This is a genomic window from Nocardia spumae, from assembly GCF_020733635.1.
In the GTDB taxonomy this organism is placed as follows: domain Bacteria; phylum Actinomycetota; class Actinomycetes; order Mycobacteriales; family Mycobacteriaceae; genus Nocardia; species Nocardia spumae.
The window spans coordinates 6,789,168-6,814,838 of the sequence record NZ_JAJFZL010000001.1; the positions used below are offsets into that span (position 1 = coordinate 6,789,168).

Below are 25,671 nucleotides of genomic sequence, written 5' to 3' on the forward strand. Positions count from 1 at the left end.
CCCGGTGAGTTTCCGGCCGCCGGACCGCACGGGCCGATAGGGAGTGGATTCGGCGCACCTACATCCGGCCCGAATCCCGCTCAGGGGTTCGGCGCCGCATCCCAACCCTACGGCGCGCCGTCGTTCGGATCGGGCTTCGGCGGAACCGACGCGCCCACAACGGCATTCGGCGCACAGCCCGCCGGCGGGCCGTTCGGGTCGAATGTCACACCGCAGCAGCCGCTCTCATCGCCGAATGCGGCGCCGGGCGGACCGTGGGACCCGAGGGCGGGCGATCAGCAACCGTCGGCCTGGAGTCCGATGCAGCCCCCGCCGACCGCGCTGCTGCCCGAGACCGGTCGGCCTCCGGCCGACCCGCCGCCGCCCCCGCGCCGAAAGGCTTTGCTGATCACCGGGATCGGTGTCGTCGTGGTGATAGCGGTCGGCGTCACCGTCGCGCTCCTGACGGGCCGGAACTCCGGAACCACGCCCACCACGGGCTCCGGAAAGCCCTCGATGGTGAGCGCGCTGAGCAGTGAGAAGGCCGTTCCCCCAGCGAGTTCCGCCGCACCGAGTTCCCCGCCACCGCAGCAATCGGCGACCAAGCCGCCCGCGGGTGCGACGCCGCCGCCGATGATCCCCGGCTATCAGGTCGTGCAGATCCTCGACCGCGGTGCGGCTTTCGACGCACCGGCGGAGTGGAAGCCCGCCCCGGTCAGCACGGCGGTCTGGGGTTCCGGCTCGAACCCGCTCGAAATCGCCGGGCTGACCCAGGACGGGAAGAACTACTGCCCGAACTACACCCGCACCAATGCCTTCCTCACCATGTCCCCACAGTCGGATCCGGCCGCGGCGGCCGCCGATATCGGGAAACGGATGGCCACCTTCGGCTGGTCCCATTCCACCGGCGGCACTCCCGGGGCCGCCGAACCGATGGTGTCCCTGGACGGTCAGCTCCACGGCGCCTTCGTCGAAACCACCGGTAGCGCGCCGCCCCCGGCTCCCGGCTGTGCGACCACGTTCACGGTCTACACCTTCGCCTTCCCGAGTGAGAACGGGAACTTCGTCATGACCGTCGCCGCGGACACCGGTGTGGACAAGTCCGTCGACAAGGAAACCGCCAAGCGCATCCTGTCCAGTATCCGTCCGCTTCCCGCCCGATAACCAGGGGATTTAATGTTCTGGACCAGCCTGCTGTAAGCTACGACAGGCTCAACTCACGGGGTGTGGCGCAGCTTGGTAGCGCGCTTCGTTCGGGACGAAGAGGTCGCAGGTTCAAATCCTGTCACCCCGACTCGTGTGTGGAGACACGTAGAGGCCCCTGACCAGCATCGCCGGTCAGGGGCCTTGCTCATTTCGAACTATTCGATTGGTTGGCCGTCGGTGCCAGTCCGCAGCTCGTCCGCAGCAGCTTCGATTGCGGCCCGCGCGGCTTCATCCAATCGGTCCGCGACGACCTCGAGATCATCAGGAAACAGATCGGCATAGGTGTCCAGTGTCATGGCTGCGGACTTATGCCCGAGCATCAACTGAACAGCCTTCGGATTGGCGCCCGCGCTGATCGCCAGCGAGGCAGCGGTATGCCGGAGGTCCGTGGCGTCACCTTCGGAAAACCCGTGCCAGCTGCCTCGCTCCAGCACCTGCTATCCGCTTCCGCTCGGCCTCCTGAATCCGCTTCACCGCTGGATTGAAGACGCGCTTGCGGTACGTGGAGACCCGAAGCACCTGCCCCTCGACAGATGTGAACACCAGGTCATCTCGCGCCTTGCCGCGCATCAGACCGGCTAAGTCCTCAGCAAGGAATTTCGGTGAGGGCACCGACCGGCGCTCGTAGGTTTTCGCGGTGGACCACACCAGCTTGCCCTTGACCTCTGCGACAGCCTCGATGACGTTGACGCGGCGGCGGAGCATGTCGAAGTTGGAAACCTTGAGCGCAGCCATCTCGCCCCACCGGAGTCCGGTGTAGGCCAAGAACCTTATGGCCGTCGGCTTCTCTGTGATGTTCCGAGCAAGAAGTTCGACCTGCACGTGAGTGAGATAGCCGCGCTGCTTGTGCCGCTGTCTCGGCAGTTTTACACCGACACAAGGGTTCCCGAGTATCTGCCTATCCTCGACCGCGGTCTCGAGGATCATGCGCAGGATCCCGACGGCGTTCTCGATGATCGGCACGCCCGCACCATCGGCCACCATCTGAGCGACCCAGGCACGCACATCACTGTTACGAATGTTCCGAATCTCGATATCGCCCCATCGCGGTTCGACATGCGGTCGCCTGGTGTCACGACGAGTTGCATCAGTCGTGGCCTTCAGGTGTCCCTGAGGTTCCGACTTACATCTCCGGTAGCGGAAACGATCCGTACCACCGATCGCTGCTCGTGAAACATCAAGAAGCGCAGCGCAATTACCGAAACGTGCCGAATGGTTATTGGATCGCGTCGGCAGATCCGGCTGCCGCACGCCATACCCTGACGAGGACTCTCGCAGTCACCGATGTCGCCTGGATCATCCTTGCCACCGACGGCGCTGCCGACGCGACCGGTGCCGGTCCTCCTCGTGTCGGTCTCCCCACCGCAGCCTGTCCAGATATCGCAACCACCCCCCGTGCCGGTCTCTCTTCGTCCAGTCAACAACCCACTAGTTCACAATCCGTCCCCAAAACCCTCCCCCACCAGTCCAAATGCCAACTGTCGCTCTGCCTCTGCGGAAGGTCACTGAATGCGCCCGCAGGGTGTGTTTAGTGACCTTCCGCAGAGGCAGAGCAATACCGCACGAAAACCACTGGTGGGAGCGTGTTTTGGGGGCGCACAGCTCGACCGGATCTCGGTCCACCAAGATCATTTCGTTGAAGTTGGGAAGGGATCGGCCGTCTCCGCGATGATATGGCGGATGCGGCCTCAGGACGACGATAAACCGTCAGCACTTCCAGGATGTAACGAATTCCGCTCGCGCTCATACTGATCTGACATGGAACGTAACAGGCCCGGCTCCTAGTCGTGTAGCAGGCGGAAATCGGGAGACAAGACCCATCCGGTGAATTAGATGAACGGGTCATTTGAGGGGGACGACCGATCCTGATCGGAGTCTGCACAGTAGTGCGCGGTTCGCGCGCCGGAGACGCGCGCGTTTGAGCGCCAGGTCACTCGGTCTCGCCGATTCTCGGCGGATACTTCGATATGCGAACCAAACGTGACAACGCTCGGTACAAGTAGGACAATAATGGTATCGACACGCTGCGGCGGCTCGACTTGGGCCGCAATATGTCGATTCTGCTCGCGAAGTGAGAATTCCAATGATATTTCGGAGGAGAAAATGGGGCTTCAATCGCTCACCCAAGTCGACGTGAATTACAGTGACGACCTGTCGGATGACATGCGGAGAGAAATCGATAAATCGATTGCGGCACTGATCGACCGATCCAACCGGGCAGCGGAGCGCAGACGTGCCGTGCAGCAGGAGAGGGTGCTCCTCAGAGAGGCGAAGAAGGATAGTTTCCGCAAACTCTTCGGCAGTGACGGACAAGCTGCATATACGTCGCACACGACCGCCAAGGAGCAGTCCGCGAAAAGTGAAAGTTTGGAGTTGCCGATCCCGCCGGCGATCGATTCCGACGAGTTGAGCAAGGCGGCTGCGCTCAGATTTGGCCTAGTGACGAAGCTTTTCCAGCCGCCCTTCTACTTCGACTGGAAGTGGGACAATTCCCACGGGACGTACGGGCTTTCATACACCTCCGACAAGAGCGGAGTGGCGGCTATAAATGCGGAAGTCAAAGAAGATGGCGCATTTATCAATGCTCATGCAGGAGTCGGCGTTGCACTCACTACCGAAACATTGGGATCTTCCAACGATGTCTACGTGTTGGGGCGCGCACTGACTTGGACGAATCGCTCATGGTTTTGCCTGGCCGGGCTCCAAGGCGGAGATGCGACCACCGAGGGCGGCACTGAACTCACCGTCCTGTCGGACGGCGAATTGATCACGTCTAAGCCTGAAACTATCTGGCGCTCGCGCCTCAGTGACGGTGAGTACGATCAGTTCTACGACCCGGAGGGCCCTTTCGAGGTCGGGAACCCTTACGAGGTCTTGTGGACAATGCACCCGGGCAAGGTCTACACCTTCAATTTGGGTGCTTGGGTGTACGTGGAATGCAATGAAGGAATTTTCGGCTATTTCAGCCATGCGGTAGGATCGAATGTGACCAAGATCGGGGCTTTGTCCCTATTCAAATAGCGCTGCTTCGATACCTCTCACAGCGCAGGTGAACTGATGGCCAACCCGGTGTCGGCGTCCCGGCCCCCACTTGACCACCCGCGGTACCCACCATCGGATCGTGAGCGCGTAAACCGGTGTGTGCACCGCAACACGCGAGGAGGACAGCATGAGCACGCCGCAGTCAAATGAGCCGGTCTCCTTCGATGAGGCGCAAGAGATACTCGGCTCGAAGCCGGGCGAGGAAACGGTGCCCGATCCCGCCGAAGTGGTGGCACCCGAGAACATGGGCCGAAGCGTCGAGGACATCGACCCCAGCGCACTCGAGGCGGTGGAGGAAGACGGCCTCGAGGGTTACCGGCCCGAGGGCATCCCCATGGTCGCCTACCCGGACTACGCGCAATACAACGCGCCGGCTACCACCGAATACACATTCGGGGGCAAGCAGTGGAAAGTAACAGACCTGCATGTGTTTCCGCCGGAGGACCGTCGCCTGCTGACGGACACCAGTTACCCGTGGCGGTGTGCCGGACTGGTCACCAACAGTGACGGCAAGTCGGGTTCCGGGGTACTCGTCGGGCAACGGGTGCTGCTCACCGCAAGACATTTGCGCCCTGATGTCAGCATCTCCCACGGATCGTGGTGGATGAAGTTCGTACCGGCCGGCTTCGATGGAGCTGAGCCGTTCGGGTCGTCGTTCGTCAGCGACTTGCGTCGCCCAACCCCGTCGGGGCCCCACTTCGACCAGATGGTGGGCCGCCTGACGCGGCCGCTCGGGCAGAGCAACGGATGCATGGGCGCTCAGAAATGGGATAACAACTGGGCCGCCCTCGCCGACTTCGCCACCATCGGCTATCCGGGCGTCTTCGGCGGCAGGAGGCCGTTCTTCCAAAATTCATGCGCGGGATTCGAGTTCGACAGCGAGAAGGATGCGGTCTTGGTAGCAACCAACGCCGACCTCACGCCAGGTAACTCCGGAGGGCCATTCTGGACCTTCATCCGGGTAGGGGCGGGATTGGATCCGCGGGTGGTGGCTGTCGTCGCCAAGGAGGCCACCGTCGACGGCGCGCTTCGCAACCTATGCACCAGTGGCGACCTGTTGGTACGCCTCGTCAAGTCCGCGCGAACAAGTTGGCCGTTATGAGCGCCACGCCGTCTGTTGCCCGACCACTGTGCACATCGCAGCCATCGAGCAAGGGCTATGACACGAGCGGGGCCGACAGTTGTCCCAGACCCACCTTCGACACATGGCCTAGATCTCATCTGACGTCCAAGTAGCGCTGCGGCCGAGCACCATTCACTGGAGGGCCACCCTCATGGGTTCGTGACCGTCGCGGAGACCCAAGTCCCGGCCGCTGGAGAACCCACAGTCTACTTACGGCACCGGAGCGCCTCGACACTGAAATCTACAGTGACAGACTGAAATCTAGAGTGACGGCTGACACCCCAGTCATGGCCGTATACGCCCTGATCGCTGGACAGCTGCCGCACACCGCCGGATCCGGCCGATGCAGATCTGGCGGGCAACTCTTTAGGAGAGCGTCAAGTCCCGGCGGGCATCGTCCAGCAGACCAAGGTGCGCCCATCTCAACCGTTCATGGCGAAGATCGCGCGGTCCGCAGTTCGTCCGCAACAGAATTGGATCGGCTCAATCCACACCAACGCCACCATCGAAACTGGTGCCTGATCAGGCAGCAGATCCAACAATTTCGGTACTCGCCGGAGTCGGACAAAACAGCCTGACCTGTCGTTCGGGACGAAGAAGTCGCAGGTTCAAATCCTGTCACCCCGGCTCGTGTGTGGAGACACGTAGAGGCCCCTGACCGGTACGGCTGGTCAGGGGCCTTGCTCATTTCGAACTGTTGGGCTGACCGATCGTGAGTGCCCGTCCGCAACAGCATCAATTGCGGACCGCGCTGGTTCAGGGCGCACAGCCAGACCGGATCTCAGTCCACGAAGTCATCTGCCTGATGCGCCGATTCCGCTGTAGCGAACCTTGATTGCTCATACTAGGGAGACGGGATCGCGCGGCGGACGTAGCGCTCGAACTCCATGGAGAAGAGCCGGAACGAGGCGCCGTCGCTGCTGATCAGGCCGAGTCGCTCCATCAGGTCGAGGTCTGGCGCGGGCACTGAGTCCGTGGCCTTATCGACCACCTTGTGCAGCAGGAAGCCGGCGCGGCCGCCTGTCGACGTGTCGAGACCGCGGACCAGGCCAGCGAACTGAGTCTCGAATTGGTGCGTCAGGCCACGGTACGCGGCGTTGACGTCGATCCCGCCCCGCTGCCGGTATCGCTGCACGACCTCGTGGCACAGCAGGGCGAGCAGGTACGGGTGCCCACCCGTGAACTTGACGACGTCCGCCCGGTGCGCGCCCAGGTCGACGCCATGGGGTTTCGCCTTGTCGAGCATCTGGTCGATCTCGTCGTCGGTGAAGCACCCCACGTCGCAGCGCAACGACAGCACTGCGTCGAGGGTGGACCCGCTCACCGCGTCGATCTCGATGACGTGGATGGGTTTGCGGGAGATCGTCACGAGACCGACGGCCGGGCGCTCGCTCGCCAGCGACCGCAGGAACTGGAACTCCGAGAGCCTGGTCAGCACCCCGCTGGCCCGGTCGAACTCGTCGAGCACGACCATGGTCGACAACCCGGCGCAGCCGAGGTGGCCGAAGTACTCCGAGACCTGGTCGCGCAGCGTGGCGACGTCCTCGGTCGTGTTGACCGACCCGAGCGACTGGTCAAGCAGCGGCAGGAATCGTTGGGCCCGGCCGGGCGACTGGACGACCTCGGCGTGCGCCTTGCGCACGAGCGCGCGAAACAGGTCGGGACCGGACTCATAGTCACCCACGCTGGCCGAGATGAACACCAGGTCAGGCCTGTTGCCCCTGTCGAGTTCGACCGCACGTCCCACCAAGCTGGACTTGCCCATTCGGTGGCTGCCCTGCACGCTGAGGTTGCCGAGAATGTCGCCTTCCCATGTGGCGCGAACCCGCCACAACAGCTCCGTGCGCCCGACAAACGCGTCGCCGAGCACGCGCTGTCCCACGTTGCGATACGGGTTCTCGGTCAAGTCCTGCTCCCCCTATCCAGGTCGATCCGCGACAACACCCAATCCTGGTACAGCCGGACCACGATCCAATACGCCCCGGACTCCTCCCTGAGCACGTCGCGCAGAACCAGGTCGTCCAGCAGGGGCCGCAACTCGGCACTGCCCCGATAGAATTCGACGATGCGGTCGTAGGTGGCGCGGTCGTCCTTGGCGGCCAGCGCGACCGCCTCGAGGACCTTGCGGTAGGTCGTCGAATCAGGCTGGTCCGGATCGGTGTAGCCGGCAGTCTCCAGGTTGTCGAAGTCGCTGACCCGAAGCGAGCGCAGGAACCGCCTGCGCACGAGTTCGACATCGGCCTCAGTGACGAGCGGCGCCTGCTGCTCGTTCATGTACTCGACCAGGCTGTAACAGAACTTCTGGATGTAGAACGCGCTGCCGCCGGTCAGCTTGATGATCCGGTCGATGGCCACACCTCGATACCGGCTCTGGCCGTTGTCCCGGATGGGCCGGTCGATGAGCAGGGCCGCGCTGCTCGCGTCGAGGTAGGTCACCCGCTCGGAGGCGAAGACGCCGAAGACGTTGGCGTTCTCCGCGATCAGGCGCTCGATGGCGTCCTGGCCGACAATCACCAGGTGGAACATCCTGCGCTCGATGATCGCCTTCAACGACTGCATGAACGACGGCGACAGCTGGCCCGTCCGTATCCACTCGTCGAAGTACTGGAACTCATCGATGAGCACGATCAACGTCGGCCGGGACTCGGCGGGCCACCGGCTCATGTAGTCGCGGACGAGGTCGATGAATAGCAACACCGGCTGGTACTCGGCGACGAACTCCGCCTTTGTCCACCCCGCCGACAGGGTCTGCTCCGGCATGCGGTCGCCGAACTGGGACCGCACCGCCCGCTCGGCCGCCGTGATGATCGACCAGAGGATCTCGGCGATCAGCCGCCTGCTGTCCTCGTCGCCCTTGGCCGGGCTGAATAGGCCGACGTTCTCCATGTCGACCACGATGAAGTCGGGCCGGGCCTCCAACATGGAGCGCAGGTGGATTCGGATCGACGACTTCCCTGCGCGCTTCTGCCCGAAGATGGCCACGCCGCTTCCTGGCGACTGCTCGCCGTCGAACCGTTCCAGGATGCGTCGCAACACCTCGTCTCGGCCGATGAACATCTCCGAGTTCTCCACGGTTTTCCCCATCGCGCCCTCGCGGAACGGATTGGGCTTGATGGGGCGGAAATCGTCGCCCGACAGCACCCGGATCGGCAGCTTAACGGAGGTCGTCTGGGTCTCGTCCGTGTACCGCACGTTGTACTGGAGGGAGACTTCGAGTGAGAACGCCCCCGCCGCCAACGCGTCAGGAGTCGCCTTCAACCGCACCACCTGGACGTGGTGTTGGCCGCCGCGGACCGCGCTTGGTAGGGGCAGCATGGACTCCTCGGCCTGGAAGAAGCGCGGATCGTCCGTGACGATCAGGGTCGGGGACTCCAGCGGAGCAGCCTTCTCCTTATTGCCCACGTTGATCTGCACGGTGATCACACCGGACTTATCCACGGTGCTGGTGGCCAGCTCCTGTCCGATCGTCGGGGCTGCTGGGTGGCGAGCGTTCAGCTGCCGCTTCGACTGTTCGACCGTGCGCTCGATCTTGGTGCAGACCGGCCACACCACCTCGACCGCCAACGTGGTCGGCGCCTTCACGATCTCCTGCTTGATCAGACGCATGTGCTCGGCGGTGCGGCGCAGGCTCGCTTCCCGGTCCTCGAAGGAGGTCTCGTAGAGGTAGTCCCGCAGCGGTCGCAGACCGTCCGCCAGCCTGCGCAGCAGCGCTGGATCGAGCACACCGGCCGAGAGCTTCTCCAGGCGCTCGGCGGTGTTGTCCAGCACGTCCTCGTTGAGCCGAATGTCCTGGAGAAACTGCAACTGCGCGATGGCCTCCGGGTACTTCTGCGCCTCCCGTTCGCCCAGCCGCCTCCACGCCCGGGTCATCACCTCCTTCGTGGCGTCGGGCTCAGCGCCCACGCGTTGCGAGAGATAGACCAGGGCGGCATTGCGCAACTCCGGCGTTCCCCAAATCGCGTCGAGCACCTGGTCGCTGGCCATGTCGACCTGGGACACTAGTTGGGTGACCAGGTCGAAGACCTGCGCATTGTGATCATCGAACTGCTGGCTGATGATCTTCTCGAGCTGCGGTTCCGCACGGCCCGACCGTGGCATCAGCGCACGTCGTCCGTCCAGCGAACTGAGGAACCGGGACAGCGCGAGCCGGGCGTCGGGGTGCTCGGTCTGCTCGTCGAGCCGTTCCGACACGCGCATCGCCTCGATGTAGAGGCCACGCGCAGCCTCGGGCACCTGCTGCTCCAACACGATGTCCGCCACACCGGTCAACCCCGAGCACAGCAGCTCGAGGAAGTCGTCGCGCCCAGTCTCCCACGCGAGCACAGCAGCCGAGATGTAGCCATCCGCGCTGCCCTCCCGGGCTCGCCCACGTTGCCGCTGCGCTCCCTCCGCTAACCGGTGCGCGTCGTCGCGGTCCAGCTTCTTGCCTTCGCGCTTACGCTGGTCACGAATCTTCGTAGCGTTGGTGGAGTAGTGCTCCATGACGAAGTCGACCAGGGAGGTCATCGCGAACTGGTCGAGCTTGCCCAGGATCTTGCTGGCCCACCGGGGATCGACACCGCTCGACTCACCCGCCCGGATCTGATTGATCCGACTGCGGATATCGCGGGCCTTGTCATCGTCGTCCGGAGCGATGACATCCTCGGCACGCTCCAAGTCCTCCGCCTTGCCGCTTTGGATGAGGGCGAGAGCGAGGCCGCGACGGGCGGCCGCGGTCGGGTTGCTTCGGACCACCGTCTCCCAGTCCGCGATGGAGTCCTTGCCTGCGGTGAACTTCACGTAGGCGACCTGCTGGCGCAGGTGGTTGCGTTTCGCGTCAGCGATGTCGACCCGGTTCAACTGCCTCAGCAGGATCACCAGGGCCTCGTCGTGATTGCCTGCGCCGACGTGGAAGTCGATCAGGATGTTGTCGAGCGCGTCGCCCTTTTTGACCAGATGCGGGAACTCCCGGGTGATCACCTCGAGCGCTGCGACCGGGCCGTCAGTGCGCCGAGTCAGCCAGGCGAGATCCTTCACCGCGCTCTCGGTCCGCACCCTCTGCGCGATCGCTTCCCGGTAGGCGAGCTTGGCCGCGGCGAGGTTCTTGTCCCGGTTTTCCAAGCGCTTCGCCCATTGGTAGGCGGTCTCACCGCGCCGCGGACCGCTCGCAGCCCTCGGTTCCTGAGCATCCGAGGCGGCTACACGGTGCGACGGGCCATCTTCCTGGCGTTTCGCCTTCTGGCTCTCCTGAGCCGGCACGCGGCGGATGCCCATGCGCTTGGCCCCCTTGGGCCGCGACACCGGGAACGACGGCGGCACGGTGCCCGCAAGCGCGGTCTCCACCAGATCCTGCGCGGCCTTGTTCCTCCGCGGGAGTGCACGCAGTTCATGCAGTATGTTCCGGCCGAGGCGGTAATAGTCGAGGATGCGGACCAGGAGGGTCCACAACGGGTCCTCGGTGTCGGGATCGACTTGACGGAAATATCGGATCAGTGCGTACGCGGCCGTGTCCTGATCGTTCGCGTGCGCGGATGCGATCGCCAGCAAGCGAAGGCACTCCGGGTCGCTGTCGAGGTCGGCGCCCGTGGAAAGGTAGGGCCGCGCCCCTTCGTAGTCCTGGCTCAGGATGCCGAGCACACCGCAGAGGTAGTACATGTCCGTGCTATGCGGGTCGCGCCGCTGGAGGTCCTTGGCGCGCCGATACAGCCGCGGCACCCTACCGAACCGGGGCGACAGCTCATGGATGCGCTCGGCGTTCACCAGCGAGTTGCAGATCGACTCCAGTTCGCCCCGGTGCTGCTCGGCGCCGATCAGCCGGGCGCGTATCGGCAGCACGGACACCTGTGCCAACAGCTCGAGTGGATCCTCGTCGCCCTCGTCGTAGGCCTCGACCACGATCGGCTCGAACTCGCGCGACGGCTCGGGTTCCAGCACAGGCGACACCGCAGTGGGTTCGGGCGCTGACCCCTGATCCGGTTCGGGCGCGGGTTCCGATTCCGGTTCCGGCCCTGGTTCCGATTCCGGCGCCGGCCCTGGTTCCGGTTCCGGTTCCGGTACCGATGCGGGCTTCGGTTCCGGTACCGGCACCGGTGGAATGCTCGCCGTTGGAGCCGGCATATGCGCCGAGCCCAAAGGCACGGGTGACGGTGCTTGCGGTTCCGGGCCACTCCGACGCACCAGCGCGATCAAGGAGAGCATCAACGTGACACCCGCACCGTTCTCCTGGACCACGGTCAGCCGGTCAGAGGTCAGATCGGTCAACACGCCCGTGATCAGGTCGCCGAAGGTCAACCTGATCTCGACACGATCGCCGATCGAGGCGACCGAGCTGACGAACTGCTGGTCCATGTTGCTGCTCCCCGCTGCCTACCCCGCGTGGTCCAATTGCCCGACGGACGCCGAAATCTCTTGCGCGGCCGTACCGGCCGCGCTCCGCACCGCCCAACGCACTGAGGGCATCGTCCCCACGTCGAACAGTGGGGCCTTCTGCGCACGCACCGCTTCGAGCAGCACTTCCGTGCCCCGCCGGCCGCTCTCGCTGGCGATCTGCACCAACACCGGCACGATCAGCACCCCCAACCACCACAACGGGTGGTACATGATCGCAAGCGCACAGGCCAGTGCACCGAGCGGCACCGCCAAGGTAGACCTGAACTCGGCTTCCGCCCTGGCTTGGTCCCAGCTCGTCCACAGGTCCTTCTCGGCGGTGATCAGCCGTGCGGGCACCAACTCGAGCAGCTCCTGCACGGCTAGCGGGGTGAGCGCCTCGGCACCCGAGCGCACCAGACGCTCTCTCGCGTTCGCGTCACCATTGCCCTCGGTCAGCCGATTCAGCGCGCCCCGAAACTCGTCGGCGTGGGTTCCCGATGTCGACAGCTCACGCCGCAGCCTGGTAGCGACGACATCCGTCAATTGGGCCAGCACCCGCTTCGACAATCCCGCAAACACTGCACGAGACGTCGTCGCGTACGCTTCCCGCGAGCTCCGCGGCCCCACCCTGCGGCGAACGGCGCGCACTGAGAACTGCCAAACCGACTGCCACACCACTCCGGTCAGGAACGCGACGAATCCCAGAGCTGCCATCGCCACCGGCCTGCCCGCGGCCGCCGCAAGCTGGTGCGCGTCCCGCGTCAACCCGCTCGCGCCGGGACCGGTTAGTCTGCCGACACCGATACACAGCGCGATCGAGACGACCAGCACAGCGCCCGCTGCGAGCGGCGTGCGGAACTGCCTCACCCCCGGCAGCAAACTGGACAACATGGGCGCTCCTCGCGATCGTCGGCCGCACTGACAGATCGGGTTGTGGGCATTCCACGTTACGCAATCCAGGTCGGCCAAATATCAACTCGCACAATTCAAAAGAGAGCAAAGGATCGTGGGGGCGGCGGCGCAACGTGGCAGCACACGTCGCTACCTCACGAAAGTCCCGGGTCACGGCGCCCCAACGGGCTCAGCGTCACGTGCGGCTCCAGACATCTTGCCCCACAGGGACTTACCCTGATGCCGAGCAACCGCACCGTCAGCTCGCCGTCCCGCGCCATCTCGCCCCCAGGCATGAACTCGTGTGGACACACGACAGAGGCCTGACCGATCCCGTCAGAGCCGCTCGCTGTGTCCTGACCTACCGCGCGGACCGCCGCCGTTGCGCGCGCTGCCGGGCCGCGTGGTGGGCGTCGCGGAGGAGACCGATCGCTACCTCGCGCGTTCGGATATCCGGGTCGACGATCGCGATCCAGCCCTGCCGGCGATAGAGCGGATGCGGGAGCACGGTGTCGGCCGCCGTGAAGTCGACCGGCCCCGGATCCGCTCGCGGATCGGCGCCGACGAGTTCGGTGAAGGCCCGGGCGCCGATGTGGATGTTCAGACGGCTGCGGCCCGGGCGGTCGAGATCGCAGGCGCTGTCGTCGGGATAGTTCTTCGTGACGATGGTGGCGTAGGGCTGCTCGTTGCGCGGCACGTGACCGTCGGGGGCGTAGTAGAAGAAGTGGTCACCCCAGGCGATCTCCGGGAACGGGCCGCCCGCTACCGGGGCGAGCTCGAATACGCCGTCGAACGTCCGGATCGTCTCCAGTATCTGGTCCATACTCATGGTTCGAGCATGAACTTGAAGTGCTTATGGAGGGTTCGCACATGAGCGACCGGCTCACCGTCACCGCGGTCGCGGTCGCGACCGGATACTCGGCCCAGCAGATCCGCGATCTGGAGCGACTGGGGGTCATCGCGACCGCGGTACGGGCGGACAACGGCTACCGGCGGTTCTCCGCGGTTCACATCCGGGAACTGCGGGCGTACCGCGATCTCGCCCACGCGGTGGGACCGGTCGAGGCCCGGCGCGCGATGGCATCGATCCGCACCCTGCCGACCGATCGGGCCGCCGCCCTCGTCTGCTCCCTGCACACCGGACTCAACCGGGAGCGAGCCCAGGCCATAGCCGCCCGGGAGGCACTCGAGGCCATCCACCAGGAAGCGGCGACCGATGCCGACCCGGTCGAAGCCGACACCATGACCATCACCGAACTGGCCCGGGCACTCGGGCTGCGGGCGTCGACACTGCGGTTCTGGGAACAGGCCGGCCTGATCGCACCCGATCGCGTCGCCACCCCGGCGGGATCGGCCCGCCGCTACGCCCTGCCCGCGATCCGGGATGCCCGCATCACGACCGCCCTGCGCGCCGCGGGCTACGGCATCACCGACGTCCGCACCGCACTCACCGCGATCCGGGACCTGCACGACGTGAGCCATTCACTCGACGCCCTCGCCGACCGCCTGGACGCGATCTCCCGACGTGAACTGGCGCTCCTGCGCGCCGGAGCGACGCTGTCGGAGATCATCGAGCCGAACGGCGACAGGTGAGACCGTTCACGACGGCCCGCTGGTCCGATTCCGTTGCGGTGGAACGGAAGCACGGGCGCCGGGGCTCGATCCGGTTCCGGCGCTTCTGGATATCGGCATCGGCGGCGTGGTCGTCCCCATTCCCGGGACCACCGGAAGTCTCTGTGCTACAACTTTGTTCGTGGCGGCACTCATCGGCTTGGTGGTGATCCTGGGGATCATCATTCTCATCGCGGGAGCGATTCTGTTGGTCGTCAGTCTGATCAAGGGGTCCGGGCGGGGGCAGGGTGAATCGGCCGGTCCCGCACCGGTTGCGCCGCAGACCTACGACGTGCCGCTGTGGAGCCCGCCGCAGACCCACGATGTGCCGCTCTGGACTCCACCGCAGCAGTATTCGGCGCAGCAGCAACCGAGCCAGCGCCCGCATTGGTCGCAGCGCCCGCCCACACGATAGGCAGGACACGGGCGCCCGGCACGATCATTGCAGCCCGGCGAGCATGTCCCGCTGGTGTCGATGGCCGACGGTTTCGTAGCCGACGACGGTGATGAAGGGGGAGACCATCACGACCAGGAGGCAGACGGCGATCGGTACGCCGACCGCGGCCAGGATCACCGCGAGGGCGAGGACGATGCCGGTGAGGGTGATCAGCAGGAGGTGGAACGGGTCGGCGGACGACAGCAGCAGCGTGTGCAGCAGATAGACCATCAGCAGGTAGACGCCGACCGGCAGGGCCAGCGCCGCGACGACGGCGACCGGGCCGATCCGTGAGTGATGTTCGAGTTGCAGGCCCGCGACGTGCAGACCGGCACCGGCCCCGGCGATCCCCATGTAGAGCGGGATGTGGCCGTAACCGAACAGATAACCGCGATCGCGGCGGTGCACCAGGATCTCGCCGAACGGGGTGGTGAAGTACACCCACCACATACCGAAGGTCAGGCCGACTCCGGCGACGACGACGGCGATGGCGTCGGCGCTCCAATTCCCACCGTCGGCGCCGCCGAGCAGCCCGCCCGACGAGGCGACCGTGCCGACCACACCCTCCCCGAGCGCGATGATGGCGAACAGGCTGTAGCGCTCGGCGACGTGATGCGGATGCCACGGGGTGCCGCTCGCGCGGCCCTGCGTCAGCACCGGCACGAGCAGTTCGAGCACCCCGAGCAGCACGCACCCCACACCGGCCACCAGCAGTGGCATATGCACGAATCCGATGACGACCCAGCCGATCTGGGCGATGATCGTCCACCGGATACTCGCGTAACCGACATGCCGGAACGAGGGCGATTCCCGCCCGGCGCGCCACCACTGCGACACCATCGCGACGCGCATCACGATGTAGCCGATGACCATCACCCGCACGTCCAGGTGATCGCCGACATCGACCGAGTGGAACATCGCGGGCAGGCCGAGCGCGAAGACCACGACGCCGATCATCACCACCATGGTCAGCCCGCGGTACAGCCAGTCGTCGGTATCGAAGGCGGAGGCGAACCAGCTGAAGTTGATCCACGCGTTGACGATCGCGAACATCGCCAGCACGAAGGCGATGGTGGCCTTGCCCGCGTGGCCGGCCGCCACCATCTCCGCGAAATACGTCGCGGAGGTGCCGACCGCGACGACGAAGGTCAGATCGAACAGCAACTCCAGGGGTGAGGACACGCGCCCGGGCTCATCGGGATCGCGGCCGCTCATCGGAACCAGGCGGTGCGCCAGCCCGCGCGCGCCGCCGGTGGGTACGGGCTTGGTCATGTGCAGCATGATGCCGCACCGGCGGGCCGGGTCGCCGGTGCCGACCCGCCGAAGCCGCGGCGTGCGCGGGCCCTATTTCCCCGCGGCGTCCGACGACTGCAGCAACGAGTTGTACTTGTTCGTGTAGAACTTGCTCGGATCCAGGGGGTGATCGATGCCACCGGTGTCCTCGAGCCAGCTCTGCCAGCGGGTGAAATCCGCATCCGACAGCTTGCCGGACCGGGACGGAACCCCCACCGACAGCCAGTACTTCAACGTCGAGGTGTCTTCACCGGGCCGATGCCGGGCATTGATGATCTCGGTGAATTTCGCGATCACGGCATCACGCGGGGTCGTGCGCTCCCATTCGAGGGCCTTGGCCACCCCGGTGGTGAAGGTGCGCACCACATCGGGATTCTTCGCGATGAAATCATTGCGGAATACATAGGGGCCGCCGTTGATCGGACCGCCGTATTCGTCGAGTTCGGTGAATATCGGTCGGACCCCGCCGTTCGCCACCGCGCGCTGCTGGAACTGCCCGTTCAGCGCCGCGGCATCGATCTGGCCCTGACGCAGTGCCTGCTCGATATTCGGCGGCGGCAGCGCTACCAATTGCACGGATTTGATCTGATCGACGCTCAGTCCGGCTTTCTTCAACGCGTCGTGAATATCTGCCTCGTTTTGACCACCGAGGGTATTCACGCCGACCTTCTTGCCGACCAGGTCGGCGGCCGAGCGGATCGGGCTGTTCTCGAGCGTGTAGTAACCCTGGAACGACTTCTCGTCCGATCCGTAGTAGTTGACGACCGCCGTGATGGGCGCCCCGGCCCCGGCCAGCTTCGCGACCGCGCCGGCGAAGGCGCCGCCGAAGTCGATCTGGCCGGTCGCGGCGGTCTGGATCTCCTGCGGACCGCTGATGGTATTGCCGGACCACTCCAGCTTGATCTTGCCGTCGAAGAATCCGAGACTTTCCGCGAGTTCCGGAACGGTGACCTGATCGGTCCAGCCCAGATACCGCAGGGATGTCACCCCGTTCTCGGTATGGGCGGACCCTCCGCTGCCGCAGGCGGTGAGGAGCACAGCCGCAGCCGTGCCGGCTGCGAATATCGATAATGCGGTGCGGATACGTCCGGGCATCAGGTAATTCCTCTCGACACTGCGCACGACGGCACGGTGATGCTCATCGGCTGGGCCGAGCATAGGTGTCGCGAAAGGCAATTCCTTCCCTTTGAATCACGACGATTCGGTCGCCGGAATACCTATCGAATACATTCGATTCCCTCCGATTCGGCACCATTGAATTCCGCACGAGTCGAAACCTTCCGGCGACTCGGAGAATACGGTAGAGCTGACGATGACCGTTGTGAACGAGAAACGAAGGATGTGCGATGGCCGAGCGCGTACTCCCGGTACTCGACCTGACAACCGCGGAAGCCGATCCCGGGCGTTTCCGTGCCGAACTACGCGCCGCCACACATGAATTCGGCTTCTTCTACCTGACCGGGCACCGCATCCCCGCCGAACGCGGCACCGAACTGCTGGCCCTGGCCCGGCGATTCTTCGCCCTGCCGGACGCGGCCAAACAGGAGATCAGCCAGCTGCGTAGCCCGCAGTTCCGTGGCTATTCGCGGCTGGGCGGTGAACTCACCAACGGCCGGGTCGATTGGCGCGAGCAGATCGATATCGGCCCCGAGGCCGAGGCGATCCCGGACGCGCAGGGCTACTGGCGGCTCCAGGGACCCAATCTCTGGCCCTCCGCGCTGCCCGAGCTGCGGCCCGCGCTGCGGTCCTGGGACGAGTCGCTGGCGGCGGTCGGGCGCGCCCTGCTGCGGCATTGGGCGGCGGCGCTGGGCGCCTCCGAGAGCTTCTTCGACCCGTCCTTCACCGACCGGCCCGTCACGCTGATCAAGGTGGTGCGCTACCCCGGCAATGCCGGCAATCCCCAGGGAGTCGGCGCGCACAAGGACTCCGGGGTGCTGACCCTACTGCTGGTCGAACCGGATTCCCGCGGGCTGCAGGTGGAACTGTCGTGCGGGCAGTGGGTGGACGCGCCACCACTGCCGGGGGCGTTCATCGTCAATATCGGTGAGCTGCTGGAGGTGGCGACCGGCGGCTATCTGCGCGCCACCCGGCATCGAGTCCTCGCACCGGAGCCCGGGACCGACCGGATCTCGATTCCGTACTTTCTCAATCCGGCCCTGGATGCCCGGATCCCGCCGCTGCCCCTCCCACCGGAACTGGCGGCGGCCGCCCGCGGCGTCACCGCGGATCCGGCGAATCCGATCTTCGATACGTATGGCGAAAACGCCTGGAAGTCCCGTATCCGCGCACATCCCGACGTCGCCGAACGCCATCACGGCATCGTGGCGAACGGACCGGCGCGATCGTACTGAACGGTTCGGTGTGCGGCCGGACCGGTGCGCGGGCGTTGATATAGTCCGCTGACAAGTTCTCGCGATGGGAACGGGAAGCCGGTGTGATTCCGGCGCGGTCGCGCCACTGTATTCAGCCCTTGCTGTCAGCCAGACCCCTTGCCGTCGCTGCGTACGGACGGGGACGCGGGTTCTCCAGAAGGGTTGTGGCCCATGTCCACTCGTCGCCGGATGGTTCGCGACGTCCTCCGTGACTGGCATCGGCGGGACTGGCTGGAGGCGCTGGCCCTGCTCGGCGTGGTCGCCCTGATGCATGTGATCGGCTTCGGGCTGCTGTTCGGCGCGATCGCGCCACACGGTTACCGGGTCGGCACCGAGGTGTTCGGTATCGGCCTGGGGATCACGGCCTACACCTTCGGCCTGCGGCACGCCTTCGACGCCGACCACATCGCCGCCATCGACAACACCACGCGCAAATTGATGAGCGACGGCCAGCGTCCCAAATCGGTCGGGTTCTGGTTCGCGATGGGACATTCCACCATCGTGTTCGCCCTGGCCGCACTCGTGGTCGCGGGCGCCCGGGTGGTCGGCACCCTGCTCGACGAGGATTCGCCGACCCGCAGGACGCTGGGCACCGTCTCGATCATCGCGTCGGGATCGTTTCTGTATCTGATCGGACTGCTCAACGTGGTCGCCCTGATCGGGATCTGGCGGGTGTTCCGCGAGCTGCGCCGGGGTGGCGGCTACGACCACGCCGCACTCGAGGATGCCCTGGAAGCGCGTGGTTTCCTGGCCCGGCTGCTGGCTCCGGTGATGCGGATGGTCGGCCGGCCCTTCCACGTCTATCCGGTCGGTGTGCTGTTCGGCCTCGGCTTCGATACCGCGACCGAGGTCGCGCTGCTGGCCCTCGCGGGGTCCGGCGCCGCGGCGGGTCTGCCGTGGTACGCGATCGTGGTGCTGCCACTGTTGTTCGCGGCCGGGATGAGCCTGATGGACACCCTCGACGGGCTGTTCATGAATGTCGCCTACGACTGGGCCTTCTCCGATCCGGTGCGCAAGATCTTCTACAACCTCGCCATCACGGGACTGTCGATCGCGGTGGCGCTGTTCATCGGCTCGATCGAGCTGATCAAGGTGCTGCACGACGACACCGGATTCGGCGGGCCGGCGGTGGAGTGGGTCGCGGGGATCGATCTCAACAACGCGGGTTTCGCGATCGTCGGACTGTTCGTCCTGGCCTGGATCGTCGCGATCGCGTACTGGCGACTGGCGAAGGTCGACCAGCGCTGGTCACCGGCGACTTCCGAGGAAACGCCCTGACCGCCCTGTTCGATCGGGCGGCTCCACCGAGAATTTCTTGCGGCACACCTCACCGCTGTGCCATAGTTCGCTGAATATGTGAGACGGAGCAGTCTCGCATTATTGAAGGAGGGCGAGCGTGATCGACCACTGGATGCGCCGAATCCGCAGGCCGGCGGGCCTGTTCGCGGCGATGACGGCGCTGACCGTCCTGGCGGGCACGGCGGCCGCCCCACCACCCGCCGGCGCCGATCCGGCGCCGGTCGCACCCGCGGCCCCGATTCCGCTGCCACCCGAGCTGGATCCGGGCTTCTACCACCCGGCGGCCGACATCGTGGCCGCGAAGGCGCCCGGTGAGATCATCGCCGCGCGTCAGGTGCAGGTGGCCAATCTCGGGTTGATTCCGGTCAATGTCGATGCCTGGCAGATCTCGTTCCGGTCGAACGACAGCCGCGATCAGCCCATCCCCGCCGTGGCGACGGTTCTGAAACCACGCGGTTCAGCACCGGACAAGTTGGTATCGATGCAGATCGCCGAGGACTCCCTGGCCGGCTACTGCGCGCCGTCGTACGCGCTCCAGCACTTCTCGGCGAGCCCGTTTCTCGGTCAAATCGTCGCCCCCGCCGAATTCGTCATCGCTCAAGGCGCGCTGCAACAGGGCTGGGGGGTGGTGATTCCGGATCACGAGGGACCGAACAACGCCTACGCCGCGGGTCCGCTGGCGGGACGGATCACCCTGGACGGTGTTCGCGCCGCCCGCGATTTCGAGCCGATGCGACTGAGCCCCGATACCCGCATCGGCCTCTACGGCTACTCCGGCGGCGCGATCGCCACCGGCCACGCGGCCGAGTTGAAGAGCAGCTACGCACCGGAGCTGAATATCGTCGGCGCCGCTGAGGGCGGTGTCCCGGCAGATCTCGGAATGACGTTGAACGTCGCCAACGGACAGGCGACCTCCGGGCTGATCCTGGCCGCCGTCATGGGCCTGACCCACGAATATCCGGAGTTCGGCCGTTTCATCGACGACCACATGGATCCGCTGGGCAAGGGGTTGACCACCGTTCAGAGCGGCCTGTGCGTGCAGTACGTCAGTTCGCTGCTGCCGTTCCTGAATATCAAAGGCATGCTGCGGGTTCCGGGCGACCCGATGCAGCAGCCGGCGATCTCCGACGTGCTCGACAAGACTCGAATGGGCACCTCGGTTCCGGATATGCCGATGTACATCTGGCAGGCCAATCCGGATGAGATCGTCCCGGTCGGCCAGGTCAACACCCTGGTCGACACCTACTGCCACAGCCCCTCCGCCACCGTGCAATACACCCGCGAGCACTTCGCCGAACATGTGGCCACGGAAATCTCCGGCGGCGGTCCGGCAATGCTGTGGTTGCGCGATCGCCTGAACGGCGTGCCCGCCCAACCGGGGTGCCACACCGCCGATGCGGGCTGGTTACTGCTGGACCCCAACGGTTTCCAGATGCTCGCCTCGACCTTCGGCGAGACCTTCGCATCGTTGTTCGGTAAGCCGATCGGCGCGAAATAGACCGGGAGCGAGCACATCCGGCAGCAGAGCGTTCCGGCACAGCGGGGTGCCGGGCAGGGAGAAGGGCCCGTTCGGCGCAGGAGCGAACGGGCCCTTCGCGATCGCCCCTCAGCGAATCCGCAACCGCCGGCTCAGACGCAGTGTGATCAGGGTGCTCTTGAGTTGCTTCTCGAACGGCATCCCCGCCCGCGCGGAGAGCACCTGCTTCTTCTGCACCCCGATATTGACGGTGTCGGTGTACTTGAGCAGGCCCGCGTCACCGTGGCGGGTGCCGACACCGGACTGTTTCACCCCGCCGGACGGAGTCATCTTCGCCGAGTAGGTGGCGACGAAGCCGTCGTTGACGTTCACATTGCCCGCCTCGAGCCGGTCGGCGATCCGCTCGGCCCGCGCCAGATCCGCACTCCAGACGCTGGCATTGAGCCCGTAGGTGGTGGCGTTGGCCTGGCGGATGGCCTCGTTCTCGTCGGTGTAGCGGTAGATGGTGACGACCGGGCCGAAGGTCTCCAGGGTCGCGTGTTCCATTTCGGGGGTCACACCGGTCAGCACGGTGGGCTCGTAGAAGGCCGGGCCGACATCCGGGCGCGGCTTGCCGCCGGTGAGTACGGTCGCGCCCTTGGCCACCGCGTCGTCGACGTGGGAGGCGACCCGGCGCATGTGGTCCACCGACACCAGCGAGCCGAATTCGGGATCGGAGGTGTAGGAGGCGCCGGCCTTGGCGCCCAATTCCTCGGCGGCGGCGACGAATCGGCGCACGAACTCGTCGTGCACGCGGTCGTGGACGTAGATGCGCTCGATGTGCATACACGCCTGACCCGAGTTGCCGAACACCGCGAACACCGCGCCCGGGATGACCTCGTCCAGGTTGGCGTCGTCGAGTACGAGCATCGGATTCTTGCCACCGAGTTCGAGACTGCAGCTGATCAGGTTGCGCCCGGCGCGCTCGCCGATGGTGCGGCCGGTGGCGGTGGAACCGGTGAACATGACGAAGTCGCTGTTGTCGATCAGGGCGGGACCGACATCCGGGCCGGTGCCGCAGACGACCTGGATGAGATCGCGCGGCAGTCCCGCCTTGCGCAGCAACTCCACGCCGTACAGCGTGCACAACGCGGTCTTGTTGTCCGGCTTGATGACCACACCGTTCCCGGCGATCAGCGCCGGAACCGAATCGGAGATCGAGATCGCGAACGGGAAGTTCCACGGCGCGATGACCGCGACGACCCCCTTGGGGCGATGCTGTTCGGTCGAGGTGGAGATGATCGGCATCGCACCACCGCGCTTGGTCGGCTTCAGGATGCGCTCGGCGTGCTTGAGGTAGTGGCTGATCACCATCGGCGGATCACACGATTCCTCGATCGCCATCCGCCGCGTCTTGCCGCAACCGATCTGAATCAGGTCCGCGATGGTGTCCAGTTCGGACAGAATCAGCTCATGGGCCTTCTCGAAGACCCGCAGCCGGCGCTTGACCGGCCAGCTCGCCCATTCGCGCTGGGCCGCACGGGCCTTGTCGGCCGCCGCGGCCACATCCTCGGGCGACGACTGCGGCAGTTCACCGACGACGGCGCCGGTGTACACCTCGACCATCTCGTAGGGGTCCCGTTTCGCCCCCGCCGTGCCCGCGGTGATCATCCCGGTCAGCCGGTCGATCATCGCCTTCGTGATCCGCGGCGGCAGCGTGCTGGCGCCGGTATGCGAGGCAGGCCCTGTGTCGTCGTGCGACGCTGCCGCGGTGTCGTCGTGCGACGCCGCCGCGGTGTCGTCGTGCGACGCCGCCGCGGTGTCGTCGTGCGACGCCGCCGCAGCGTCGCCGTGCGTCGTTGTCTCCATCAGCGATCTCCATAACTTGCCGCCCGTGACGGCGGTCACCATCATCCAAACTAGAACACGTTATTGTTCTGTACAACGTTGCGGGGTAACTTCGTCCGCAAAACGCGAGTAATTCCATGAGGAAAGTGGGTCGGCGATGACGACGGCAGCAACTGAAACAGGTAGCAACACGGAACCACACGCGCTGCTGGAGCGACGCGGCGCCACCCTGATCGTCACTATGAACCGCCCGGCCGTTCGCAATGCGCTGTCGGGCGAGATGCTCGAGCTGATGGTGCAGGCGTGGGACACCGTCGACAACGATCCGGAGATCCGCTCCTGCATCCTCACCGGCGCCGGCGGCGCGTTCTGCGCGGGCGCCGATCTGAAGGCGATGACCAAGCAGGATCCGGCCGCGAACATGAGCGAGGGCGGCGCCTTCGATCCGACCAATATCCCGGGCCTGCTCAAGGGCCGGCGCCTGACCAAGCCGTTGATCGCGGCGGTCGAGGGCGCGGCCATCGCGGGCGGCACCGAGATCCTGCAGGGAACCGATATCCGGATCGCCGGTGAGAGCGCGAAATTCGGTGTGTCCGAGGCCCGGTGGAGCCTGTTCCCGATGGGCGGCTCGGCGGTGCGCCTGCCCCGGCAGATCCCCTACACCGTCGCCGCCGACATCCTGCTGACCGGTCGTCACATCACGGCCGCGGAGGCCAAGGAGTACGGGCTGATCGGGCATGTGGTGCCCGACGGCACCGCCCTGGACAAGGCGCTGGAGATCGCGGAGAAGATCAATGCCAACGGCCCGCTCGCGGTGCAGGCGATCCTGAAGACCATGCGCGATACCGAGGGTATGCACGAGGACGAGGCGTTCAAGATCGACGCCAAGCTCGGCCTCACCGTATTCCGCAGCGACGATGCCAAAGAGGGCCCACGCGCCTTCGCCGAGCGCCGCAAACCCGAGTTCAAGGGACGCTGACGACGGAGTCGGCCCACAGACGCTGACGACGGAGTCGGCCCACAGACGCTGACGACGGAGTCGGGCCCACAGACCCTGACGACGGAGTCGGCCCCACAGACGCTGACGACAACAGCCGGGCTCCGATATCGGAGCCCGGCTGTTCATTCGAGTGGGATCGGGTGGCCGCCGAACCCGCCCGGCGACCTCACAATTGCGGCTTGACCATTCGAATCACCTGTTTGCGCAGGAAGTTCGGCACGAATCGGCGGGCCAGAACCAGCGGCTTGGCCGGTCCGGGGAAGACGAACAGCGGCGCCTTGGGGTTCGCCACCGCCCGCTCCGCCGCATCGAGCACCTTCTCCGGCGCGATGCCCTTCTGGCCGGCGACCACCGAGGCGTCCTCGGATCGAATACCGTCCAGCAGCGGGGTTTCCACGATAGGCGGGCAGATCGAGATCAGCCGCACGCCGGTACCGGTCAGTTCCTGCGCCAGTGCCTCGTGATAGCAGACGACAGCGAACTTGGAGGCGGAGTAGGCGGCCAACCCCGGGGACGGCAGCCAACCGGCCACCGACGCGAACAGGACCAGGGTCCCGCGGCCACGCTGCTTCATCTCCGGCACGATGGCCTGGCAGATATTGATGGTGCCGCCGTAGTTGATGTCCATCAACCGGCGCATCTCCGAAACATCGTGGGTCAGTGCCGAACCCACGCGACACAACGCGGCCGCGTGCACCACGTGGTCGATCGGGCCGAGATCCCCGCGCACCTTCTCGATCACCGTCCGCACCGCCTGCTCGTCGGCGACATCGCAGGTGTAGGTGCTCATATTCGGGGAACGGCGGGCGGTTTCGGCCAGACCCGTCTCGTTGATATCGAGTGCGGCCACCTTGTAACCCGCCGCCGCCAAGCGCTGGGCGGCCATCCGGCCCATGCCACTGGCCGCGCCGGTCACAATTGCTGTTTTCGTCATCGAACCTCCTGGATTACGCGGAATCCCGCATCGCCGGACCCACGAGCGGACCGCGCAGCTCGGCAGGCCTGGCCCGTCACACGACTCGGGCATCCTCGAACGTCATGCGCAACAGACCGATTCGACTGCTGAACAATGCGCGTTTGGGCAGGCCGAGCGCCCGCATCTGCTCGGCGACCGGATGGTCACCGAGCTCGATCTCGGTGCCGCCCAATCCCATCCGCACCTGTTCGGGATTCATCACCCACGGAGTGCGGCGCAGCACGCCGTCCATCAGGGTGTAGGCCGCGATCGAGGCGCCGCCCATACCGCCCGGTGACGGCACACCGCCGGCGGTGCGCATCGCGACCACCAGCTTGCCGTCGATCCGCACCTCGCAGCGCTTGCCTCGTCGCACCGGTGTGATGTCGATGTCGGCGATCTCCTTGGGGAAGCCCCAGATCTCGCGGCCCGCCGCACAGGTGAAGCTCTGGTTCACCGGCAGCCACGGGATGTACACGCCCGGACCGCCGTCGCCACCGCGCACCATCAGGGTGAGCCCGAACTCGTGGTATGGGCCGAGGTCGCCGTCCACGTAGCGCACGAAGACCAGGGAGCACACCGCCCGCCCGGCAACCAGCAACGGTCGCAGTCCGGTCGGCGCGATGATCTCCCGCGCGGCTCGCGCGTCGACGAGAAATGTGGCCGCACAGGCGTCGGCGTCGCGAATCTCGACCGGCATCCTGACTTTGTCACCGAGGACCGAATGCACCGCTGTCACCTCTCAAGTAGAACACGTTCCAGTCCGGTTGGGCAGGCCCCGGTCTCGAATTCCCATTCACCGGGACCGGTCC

At 65.7% G+C, this 25,671-nt stretch carries 20 protein-coding genes and 1 tRNA gene; 10 read left to right on the forward strand and 11 right to left on the reverse strand.

Annotation, left to right across the window (positions count from 1 at the left end; genetic code table 11):
- Positions 1 to 300 precede the first annotated feature (300 nt).
- Both LKD76_RS30380 and LKD76_RS30385 read left to right on the forward strand, forming a co-directional pair.
- The gene (locus LKD76_RS30380; protein WP_227984824.1) at positions 301 to 1,143 is read left to right on the forward strand and encodes a DUF8017 domain-containing protein; all 843 of its coding nucleotides are present in this window, start codon (positions 301 to 303) and stop codon (positions 1,141 to 1,143) included.
- A 56-nt stretch (positions 1,144 to 1,199) separates the two neighbouring features.
- Positions 1,200 to 1,273, forward strand: a tRNA-Pro gene (locus LKD76_RS30385).
- Positions 1,274 to 1,340: 67 nt separating this feature from the next.
- Here the strand turns inward: LKD76_RS30385 and LKD76_RS32025 are convergent.
- Both LKD76_RS32025 and LKD76_RS30390 read right to left on the reverse strand, forming a co-directional pair.
- Complete coding sequence (locus tag LKD76_RS32025; RefSeq protein WP_308188602.1) at positions 1,341 to 1,619, reverse strand: tyrosine-type recombinase/integrase; 279 nt, start codon at positions 1,617 to 1,619, stop codon at positions 1,341 to 1,343.
- On the reverse strand, positions 1,579 to 2,148 hold the full coding sequence (locus LKD76_RS30390; RefSeq protein WP_308188603.1) for a tyrosine-type recombinase/integrase: 570 nt from the start codon (positions 2,146 to 2,148) through the stop codon (positions 1,579 to 1,581). Before LKD76_RS30390 ends, LKD76_RS32025 begins: the two co-directional genes overlap by 41 nt.
- A 1,140-nt stretch (positions 2,149 to 3,288) precedes the next feature.
- Here LKD76_RS30390 and LKD76_RS30395 point away from each other — a divergent pair.
- Together LKD76_RS30395 and LKD76_RS30400 are read left to right on the forward strand one after the other, a co-directional pair.
- Positions 3,289 to 4,206, forward strand: coding sequence for a hypothetical protein (locus tag LKD76_RS30395; protein ID WP_227984826.1), 918 nt, complete (start codon positions 3,289 to 3,291; stop codon positions 4,204 to 4,206).
- 148 nt (positions 4,207 to 4,354) lie between these two features.
- The gene (locus tag LKD76_RS30400) at positions 4,355 to 5,329 is read left to right on the forward strand and encodes a trypsin-like serine peptidase (protein ID WP_227984828.1); all 975 of its coding nucleotides are present in this window, start codon (positions 4,355 to 4,357) and stop codon (positions 5,327 to 5,329) included.
- 865 nt (positions 5,330 to 6,194) lie between these two features.
- Here the strand turns inward: LKD76_RS30400 and LKD76_RS30405 are convergent.
- The 4 genes from LKD76_RS30405 to LKD76_RS30420 all read right to left on the reverse strand — a co-directional run bounded on the left by LKD76_RS30405 (position 6,195) and on the right by LKD76_RS30420 (position 13,418).
- The gene (locus tag LKD76_RS30405; RefSeq protein WP_227984830.1) at positions 6,195 to 7,256 is read right to left on the reverse strand and encodes an ATP-binding protein; all 1,062 of its coding nucleotides are present in this window, start codon (positions 7,254 to 7,256) and stop codon (positions 6,195 to 6,197) included.
- Positions 7,253 to 11,677 carry an ATP-binding protein gene (locus LKD76_RS30410; protein ID WP_227984831.1) on the reverse strand — a complete coding sequence of 1,475 codons (4,425 nt, stop codon included), beginning with the start codon at positions 11,675 to 11,677 and terminating at the stop codon, positions 7,253 to 7,255. Before LKD76_RS30410 ends, LKD76_RS30405 begins: the two co-directional genes overlap by 4 nt.
- An 18-nt stretch (positions 11,678 to 11,695) precedes the next feature.
- Positions 11,696 to 12,589: a hypothetical protein gene (locus tag LKD76_RS30415; RefSeq protein ID WP_227984833.1), complete on the reverse strand. Its 894-nt coding sequence runs from the start codon at positions 12,587 to 12,589 to the stop codon at positions 11,696 to 11,698.
- Positions 12,590 to 12,950: 361 nt separating this feature from the next.
- Positions 12,951 to 13,418, reverse strand: a complete 468-nt coding sequence (locus tag LKD76_RS30420) for a DUF6194 family protein (protein ID WP_227984835.1) — start codon at positions 13,416 to 13,418, stop codon at positions 12,951 to 12,953.
- 41 nt (positions 13,419 to 13,459) lie between these two features.
- On the opposite strand from LKD76_RS30420, the gene LKD76_RS30425 reads away from it, so the two are divergent.
- Together LKD76_RS30425 and LKD76_RS30430 are read left to right on the forward strand one after the other, a co-directional pair.
- The gene (locus tag LKD76_RS30425) at positions 13,460 to 14,182 is read left to right on the forward strand and encodes a MerR family transcriptional regulator (protein ID WP_227984836.1); all 723 of its coding nucleotides are present in this window, start codon (positions 13,460 to 13,462) and stop codon (positions 14,180 to 14,182) included.
- A 160-nt stretch (positions 14,183 to 14,342) separates the two neighbouring features.
- Positions 14,343 to 14,615 carry a hypothetical protein gene (locus LKD76_RS30430; protein WP_227984838.1) on the forward strand — a complete coding sequence of 91 codons (273 nt, stop codon included), beginning with the start codon at positions 14,343 to 14,345 and terminating at the stop codon, positions 14,613 to 14,615.
- A gap of 24 nt (positions 14,616 to 14,639) precedes the next feature.
- On the opposite strand, the gene LKD76_RS30435 is transcribed toward LKD76_RS30430, so the two are convergent.
- Positions 14,640 to 15,908, reverse strand: a complete 1,269-nt coding sequence (locus LKD76_RS30435) for a low temperature requirement protein A (protein WP_227984839.1) — start codon at positions 15,906 to 15,908, stop codon at positions 14,640 to 14,642.
- 72 nt (positions 15,909 to 15,980) lie between these two features.
- Entirely contained in the window at positions 15,981 to 16,916 is a 936-nt protein-coding gene (locus LKD76_RS30440) for an ABC transporter substrate-binding protein (RefSeq protein WP_227984841.1), read from the reverse strand.
- A 359-nt stretch (positions 16,917 to 17,275) separates the two neighbouring features.
- Between LKD76_RS30440 and LKD76_RS30445 the strand changes: the two genes are divergently transcribed.
- The 3 genes from LKD76_RS30445 to LKD76_RS30455 all read left to right on the forward strand — a co-directional run bounded on the left by LKD76_RS30445 (position 17,276) and on the right by LKD76_RS30455 (position 21,098).
- Positions 17,276 to 18,280, forward strand: coding sequence for an isopenicillin N synthase family dioxygenase (locus LKD76_RS30445; RefSeq protein ID WP_227984842.1), 1,005 nt, complete (start codon positions 17,276 to 17,278; stop codon positions 18,278 to 18,280).
- A gap of 192 nt (positions 18,281 to 18,472) precedes the next feature.
- Positions 18,473 to 19,579, forward strand: a complete 1,107-nt coding sequence (nicT, locus tag LKD76_RS30450; RefSeq protein WP_227984844.1) for a Nickel transporter NicT — start codon at positions 18,473 to 18,475, stop codon at positions 19,577 to 19,579.
- Positions 19,580 to 19,712: 133 nt separating this feature from the next.
- Positions 19,713 to 21,098, forward strand: coding sequence for a lipase family protein (locus LKD76_RS30455; RefSeq protein ID WP_372466017.1), 1,386 nt, complete (start codon positions 19,713 to 19,715; stop codon positions 21,096 to 21,098).
- A 108-nt stretch (positions 21,099 to 21,206) separates the two neighbouring features.
- Here the strand turns inward: LKD76_RS30455 and LKD76_RS30460 are convergent, their stop codons facing one another.
- Positions 21,207 to 22,925, reverse strand: coding sequence for a succinic semialdehyde dehydrogenase (locus LKD76_RS30460; RefSeq protein WP_227984845.1), 1,719 nt, complete (start codon positions 22,923 to 22,925; stop codon positions 21,207 to 21,209).
- Positions 22,926 to 23,061: 136 nt separating this feature from the next.
- On the opposite strand from LKD76_RS30460, the gene LKD76_RS30465 reads away from it, so the two are divergent.
- The gene (locus LKD76_RS30465; RefSeq protein ID WP_227984847.1) at positions 23,062 to 23,883 is read left to right on the forward strand and encodes a crotonase/enoyl-CoA hydratase family protein; all 822 of its coding nucleotides are present in this window, start codon (positions 23,062 to 23,064) and stop codon (positions 23,881 to 23,883) included.
- Positions 23,884 to 24,070: 187 nt separating this feature from the next.
- On the opposite strand, the gene LKD76_RS30470 is transcribed toward LKD76_RS30465, so the two are convergent.
- Both LKD76_RS30470 and LKD76_RS30475 read right to left on the reverse strand, forming a co-directional pair.
- On the reverse strand, positions 24,071 to 24,838 hold the full coding sequence (locus LKD76_RS30470) for an SDR family NAD(P)-dependent oxidoreductase (RefSeq protein WP_227984849.1): 768 nt from the start codon (positions 24,836 to 24,838) through the stop codon (positions 24,071 to 24,073).
- 76 nt (positions 24,839 to 24,914) lie between these two features.
- Complete coding sequence (locus LKD76_RS30475; RefSeq protein ID WP_308188604.1) at positions 24,915 to 25,598, reverse strand: acetoacetate decarboxylase family protein; 684 nt, start codon at positions 25,596 to 25,598, stop codon at positions 24,915 to 24,917.
- Positions 25,599 to 25,671: the final 73 nt, after the last annotated feature.